Annotated in this window: 6 protein-coding genes; 4 read left to right on the top strand and 2 right to left on the bottom strand. The window is 62.5% G+C overall.

The window, feature by feature from the left end:
• Positions 1-200: 200 nt before the first annotated feature.
• Positions 201-1,334, bottom strand: a complete 1,134-nt coding sequence (locus NKJ91_RS19710; protein WP_352456900.1) for a site-specific DNA-methyltransferase — start codon at positions 1,332-1,334, stop codon at positions 201-203.
• 180 nt (positions 1,335-1,514) lie between these two features.
• On the opposite strand from NKJ91_RS19710, the gene NKJ91_RS19705 reads away from it, so the two are divergent.
• Positions 1,515-2,204: an HAD family hydrolase gene (locus tag NKJ91_RS19705; protein WP_352456899.1), complete on the top strand. Its 690-nt coding sequence runs from the start codon at positions 1,515-1,517 to the stop codon at positions 2,202-2,204.
• A 38-nt stretch (positions 2,205-2,242) separates the two neighbouring features.
• Here NKJ91_RS19705 and NKJ91_RS19700 read toward each other — a convergent pair whose 3' ends face one another.
• On the bottom strand, positions 2,243-2,941 hold the full coding sequence (locus NKJ91_RS19700) for a hypothetical protein (RefSeq protein WP_352456898.1): 699 nt from the start codon (positions 2,939-2,941) through the stop codon (positions 2,243-2,245).
• 128 nt (positions 2,942-3,069) lie between these two features.
• On the opposite strand from NKJ91_RS19700, the gene thrC reads away from it, so the two are divergent.
• From thrC to NKJ91_RS19685, 3 genes are read left to right on the top strand one after another with little or no spacing between them, the layout of a single operon-like run.
• The gene (thrC, locus tag NKJ91_RS19695; protein WP_352456897.1) at positions 3,070-4,467 is read left to right on the top strand and encodes a threonine synthase; all 1,398 of its coding nucleotides are present in this window, start codon (positions 3,070-3,072) and stop codon (positions 4,465-4,467) included.
• Positions 4,468-4,481: 14 nt separating this feature from the next.
• The gene (locus tag NKJ91_RS19690; RefSeq protein WP_352456896.1) at positions 4,482-5,774 is read left to right on the top strand and encodes a M16 family metallopeptidase; all 1,293 of its coding nucleotides are present in this window, start codon (positions 4,482-4,484) and stop codon (positions 5,772-5,774) included.
• A 15-nt stretch (positions 5,775-5,789) separates the two neighbouring features.
• Positions 5,790-6,386, top strand: coding sequence for a GNAT family N-acetyltransferase (locus tag NKJ91_RS19685; RefSeq protein ID WP_254818464.1), 597 nt, complete (start codon positions 5,790-5,792; stop codon positions 6,384-6,386).
• Positions 6,387-6,388 lie beyond the last annotated feature (2 nt).

Below are 6,388 nucleotides of genomic sequence, written 5' to 3'. Positions count from 1 at the left end.
CGAGCAGCGCATCGACGTCTCGCAAGCCATGATCCTTGTCGCAATGGGCGGCAATCTCATCCGCCGAAACGCTCACCCGTGAATTTCAAAACGGACTCTAAGCCTGCTCGCGCGGAGAAAGACCCCAAAACCTTCAACCAACTTAGACAATCTCTTATCGTAGCTGGTGGCTAGGTGGCCGGCCTCGAACAGATCAGGATTCAGCCCCCTGCCCGTTCCATGCCCAGGCGGGCGATGCGGCGAAGCTCGTCGATCGGGGTCAGGCCGCCGCTGCGCTCATAATGCCAGAAGGTCCATCCGTTGCAGGCGTCCAGCCCCTGCACCTCGGCGCCGATCTTGTGGATCGACCCGGCACTGTCGCCGATCGCCAGCGTGCCGTCGGCGCGCACTTTTGCCGCCCAGCGCTTCTTGGCGTCGTAGAGCGTGGCGCCTGGCGCCACCAAGCCATTGTCGAGAAGCGTGACGAAGGCGACGCGCGGCTCAGCGCGCTTGCCGGTCAGTACCGTCAAATTGGCGCCTTCCAGCGGCCGGACCGCATCGATACGTTCCATGGCGGCATCGATATAGGTTTGTTCGCGCTCGATGCCGACGAAGTGGCGGCCAAGCCGCTTGGCGACAGCCCCGGTGGTACCTGAGCCGAAGAACGGGTCGAGCACGATGTCGCCCGGCCTGGTCGATGCCGTCATGACGCGGGCAAGCAACGCTTCCGGCTTCTGCGTCGGATGCAATTTGTCACCATTGTCGTTCTTCAGGCGCTCGCCGCCGGTGCAGATCGGAAACAGCCAGTCCGAGCGCATCTGGACGTCGTCGTTCGATGCCTTCAGCGCCTCGTAGTTGAAAGTGTAGCCCTTGCCCTTCTGGTCGCGCGATGCCCAGATCATCGTCTCATGCGCGTTCTGGAAACGGCGGCCACGGAAATTAGGCATTGGATTGGTCTTGCGCCAGACGACGTCGTTGAGGATCCAGAAACCCAGGTCCTGCATCTTTGCCCCGACCCGGAAAATATTGTGGTAGGAGCCGATAACCCAGATCGTGCCGTTGGGCTTCAACACACGGCGCGCCGCCAGCAGCCAGGCGCGGGTGAAGGCGTCGTAGGCCTCAAAACTGTCGAACTGGTCCCAATGGTCGTCGACGGCATCGACCTTGGATTGGTCGGGCCGGTGCAGATCGCCATCGAGCTGCAAATTATAGGGCGGATCGGCGAAGATCACGTCGATCGACTTTTCCGGCAGCCGTTCGAGCGCGGCGACGCAGTCGCCCTTCAGGATCGTATCCAGCCACTCGGATTGCTGGGGAGCATCGGAAAGCTCGTCGAGAAGACGCACGGCAGACATTGTGACACCCAAGGCACGCGTTACTGTTTACTGTCCGTTATGGTTACCGATCAGCGTAAATATTCAGTGAAGCAGCCCGCCGAATTTGCGAAGCCCGGCCTGTTGGTGTATGCCGCGCCGCCTGAGCCGTTTGGACCAAAGGGCTCTCGGCATTCCCCTCATCCCGCTTTCCGGATCACCATGCCCCAGCCAGACCTTGTCATCTTCGATTGCGACGGCGTGCTCGTCGATTCCGAAATCATCGCCGCGCGGATCGATGCCGAGCTGTTGACCTCGGCCGGCTACGAGATATCGGCCGAGGAGATTTCCGAGGTCTATGCCGGGTTGACTTTCAAGGACATCATGATGCGGGTCGAGGAAAAGTCCCGGATCCCGTTCCAGGCCTCGCTGATCGACAAGGAGGAACAGCTGGTCGATCGTCGGCTGCGCAGCGACGTGCGTGCCATCGACGGGGCGCACGCGGCTGTCGCCGCGGTAGCAGTGCCGCGCTGCGTCTGTTCGAATTCGCGTTCGGAGCGAATCGAATTCATGCTGGAGAAGGTGCAGCTTTTGCCGTTCTTTGCCAGCCGTATCTTTTCCTCGCTGGAAACCCCGACCGGGAAATCCAAGCCGGCGCCGGACGTGTTTCGGTTCGCCGCGGAAAAACTCAAGGCCGATCCTGCGAACACCTTTGTCATCGAGGATTCGGTGCATGGCGTCACCGGCGCCAAGACGGCGGGAATGCGCGTCATCGGCTTCACTGGCGCGGCGCACAGCTATCCCGGCCACGCCGATGCGCTGACCGAGGCCGGCGCGGAAACGGTCATCCGCCGCTGGGCGGAACTGAAAAGCGTGATCGCCGCGCTGTCGGAATGGTCGGCGGACGCCTGAGAGGCCGCCTCCAACCGCCGTGGCGCGAATGCAGCGGCTTAGTTGGTCGCGGCGGCTTTCTTCTTCCTCGGCTTGTCTGTCGCTACTTTCGGAGCGCCCTCGTCATACCCGGCATATGCCTGGTAGTCCTTCGCCGTCGGCTCCGGGACGACGACGTTGGAATCGGTGAAGACGAACTGCGTGGCACTCGAAGGATCGGTAACCTGGACCTGATAGGAGTGAAGCTGCGAATAGAGAACTTCGGTGCCGTGCATCACCGCGATGCGGATCGGCATGGTGATGGTCCCGGGGGTGAACATCGGGCCAGGCACGACCTTGCCGGCGACGGCTATCTTCATCGACAAGGAGCCGTTGGCGCGGCTGCAGTCGCGGGTCACATCGGTGATCGAGGCCTGATAGATGATCTTGGCGGAATCGTCCGGCTGATTGGCGCCAGCCGCGTCCGCTGCGGGCTGGGCGGCTTCCTCGGCGGCAACATCGGTTTTTTTCTTCGGCTTCGGACCGCTCTTGGCGTAGGTATTGAAGAAGGCAGTGCCGTCACGCAACGTCACTTTCGGGCAATAGGCCTGCAGCTGGCTGGAAAGCACCTTGGGATCGGGTGGCGGTGGCGGTGTCGCATCCTTTTTGCCGAAGCCGAGAATTCCATTGTCGCTCGATTGGCAACCTGCGGCGGCAAGCATAAAGCCGGCGAGCGCCAGACCCGCGACAAAACGACCGTTGAATGAATGAAACGCCATGAACTGCACTTCCCTCTCGCAAAGCCGGTGACGTATATCAACCGCGCGGCAAAAATGCGACTGAGCCTGCGCAGAAATCCACCACCTCGCGGCGGGCGAAAATTCCCGGCAGCAATGGAAACGTGACGATGCAATATGTGAGTACCCGCGGGGAAGCGCCCGCGCTTGGATTTTCCGACGCGGTGCTGGCCGGACTGGCGCGCGACGGCGGGCTCTACCTGCCGAGCGCCTGGCCGCATTTTTCCGCAGCCGAGATCCGCGCCATGCGCGGCCTTGCCTATCCCGATCTTGCCATCCGTGTGCTGTCGCCGTTCCTCGGCGGCGAGATCGCGGCGCCGGTGTTCGAACGGCTGGTGCGCGAAGCCTATGCGACCTTCCGCCATGAGGCCGTCTGCCCGCTGGTGCAGACCGGGCCGAACAGCTTCGTGCTCGAGCTGTTCCACGGCCCGACGCTCGCGTTCAAGGACGTGGCGATGCAGCTTCTTGCGCGGCTGATGGACCATGTGCTGGCCGAGCGCGACCAGCGCGCCACCATTGTCGGTGCCACCTCCGGCGACACCGGAGGGGCCGCCATCGATGCCTTTGCCGGGCGCAACCGCACCGACATCTTCGTGCTTTTCCCGCACGGCCGCGTCTCGCCGGTACAGCAGCGGCAGATGACGACCTCGACCGCCGCAAATGTCCATGCGTTGGCGATCGAAGGCAATTTCGACGACTGCCAGGGCCTGGTAAAGGACATGTTCAACGACCACGGTTTTCGCGACCGGGTATCGCTGTCCGGCGTCAACTCGATCAACTGGGCCCGCATCATGGCCCAGATCGTCTATTATTTCTCGTCCGGCCTGTCGCTCGGCGCGCCCGACAGGCCGGTTTCCTTCACCGTGCCGACCGGCAATTTCGGCGACATCTTCGCCGGCTATGCCGCCAAGAAGATGGGGCTGCCGATCGAACGGCTGATCATCGCCACCAACGACAACGATATTCTGGCGCGCACGCTGGCGACCGGCGAATACCGCATGAAGGGGGTCTTTTCGACCACGTCGCCCTCGATGGACATCCAGGTGTCTTCGAACTTCGAACGCTTGCTGTTCGAAGCGTCCGGCCGCGATGCCTCGACCGTGCGGCGCTACATGAACGGGCTCAAGCAGTCCGGCGCCTTCACCATCGAGGCCGGCGAAATCGCCAAGATCCGCTCCGAATTCGACGCCGGCCGCGCCACCATGGACGAGGTCGCCGCCACCATCCGCACCACACTTGCGGCGAGCGGCTATCTGCTCGATCCGCATACGGCCGCGGCCGTGCATGTGGCCGCCGGCAAGGCTGCGGGTGAGGTGCCGATGGTGGTGCTGGGCACTGCGCACCCGGCAAAGTTTCCCGCCGCCGTCGAAGCCGCCAGCGGCGTGTCGCCTGCCCTGCCTGCATGGCTAGGCGGGTTGATGAGCGCCGAGGAAAAATACACGGTACTTCCATCCGACCTGAAAATGGTGGAAGATTATGTCGGCCGCCACGCGCGGGCGGCGCGTTAGGGAGTAATTGCCATATGGGTGTTGAGGTAAGCCGTCTGTCGAACGGCCTGACAGTCGCCACCGAAACCCTTCCAAGCCTCGAATCTGTTGCCCTTGGCGCCTGGGTCAAGTCGGGCGCACGCAACGAGCGTGACGAAGAGCACGGAATGGCGCACTTGCTCGAGCACATGGCTTTCAAGGGCACCAGGCGGCGAAGCGCCTTCGAGATTGCCTCGGAGATCGAGGACGTCGGCGGCGAGATCAATGCCGCCACCAGCGTCGAGACGACCTCCTATTATGCAAGGGTTCTGAGCGACGACGTGCCGCTGGCCGTCGATATCCTTTCCGACATCCTGCAGGAATCCGAATTCGATCCGCAGGAGTTGGAACGAGAGCAGCATGTGATTCTGCAGGAGATCGGCGCCGCGCACGATACGCCCGACGACGTCGTTTTCGATCACTTTACCGAGACCGCCTTCCGCCACCAGACTATCGGCCGCTCGATTCTTGGCACGCCGGAAACCGTCAAATCCTTCACTTCGAAGCAGCTGCACGACTTCATCGAACGGCAGTACGGCGCCGAGAACATGGTGATGGTGGCGGCCGGCGATATCAAGCACGACGATTTCGTGCGCGAGGTCGAAAAGCGTCTCGGCGGCTTCCGCGGCAAGGCCGACGGCACCGTCCCGCAATATGCGCAATATGTCGGCGGCGATTTTCGAGAAGACCGCGACCTGATGGACGCCCAGATCGTGCTGGGTTTCGAGGGCCGCGCCTATCACGTCCGCGATTTCTATGCCTCCCAGGTCCTGTCGATGATCCTGGGCGGCGGCATGTCGTCGCGACTTTTCCAGGAAGTCCGCGAGAAACGTGGCCTGTGCTATTCGGTCTATGCCTTCCATTGGGGTTTTTCCGACACCGGCGTCTTCGGGGTCCATGCGGCGACCGGACAAAGCGATATTGCCGAGCTGGTGCCTGTGATCATCGACGAGCTGCAAAAGGCCGGTGAAAACATCCTGCAGGAGGAGCTTGACCGGGCGCGTGCCCAATACCGCGCCGGGCTGATCATGTCGGCCGAGAGCCCGGCCAGCCGCGCCTCGCAGATCGCCAGGCAGTTGCTTCTGTTCGGCAGGCCGATCGCCAAGGAAGAGCTGATGGAGCGGCTGGCGGCGTTGACTGTCGAGCGGCTGACGGATCTGTCGTCCCGGCTTTTTTCGACCAAGCCGACGCTTACAGCCGTCGGGCCGGTGGGTACGCTCGCGCCCTATGAGGCAATCCTCGATTCGCTTTCGGGCACGCAGACCACTGCCCGTAAGCTTGCCGTCTAAGCCTATTCGAGCGTCGTGTTCGCGCTCCCTTTCTTTCGCCGCGACCTGCCGGCACTGAAGGGCGAGCTTGTCACGCTGCGCGTACCGCTGACCAACGACTATCGCGAGTGGTCGGTGCTGCGCAGTGAAAGCCGCGCTTTTCTTGAGCCGTGGGAGCCGCGATGGACCCCTGACGAACTCGACCGCACGGCGTGGCGGCATCGTATCGGGCGCTACCGCGAGGACTACGCGCAGGGGACGGCGATCGCCTTCTTCATCTTCGAGAAAAGCAGCGGCAAGCTGGCCGGCGGTATCACCCTCGGCAATATCCGCCACGGGGTCGCCCAAAGCGGCCATATCGGCTACTGGATCGGCGAGCGCTTCAGCGGACGCGGCCTGATGACCGATGCCGTCAAAGTGGTGACGCGTTTCGCCTTCGAAACGCTGCGATTGCACCGGATCGAAGCTGCCTGTATTCCCGACAACGCCCGGTCGATCCGCGTGCTTGAAAAAGCCGGATTCCGGCGCGAAGGACTGCTACGATCCTATCTCAGGATCAACGGCATCTGGCAGGACCATTACCTATACGCCCGAATCGCGGACGATCCGCCGGGCGTTGGAACAAAGGACTGATT

This window comes from Mesorhizobium sp. M0040 (assembly GCF_040323505.1).
Classification (GTDB): domain Bacteria; phylum Pseudomonadota; class Alphaproteobacteria; order Rhizobiales; family Rhizobiaceae; genus Mesorhizobium.
The sequence above is the reverse complement of the archived record's forward strand: the minus strand, read 5'-3'. Positions and strand labels throughout refer to the sequence as shown.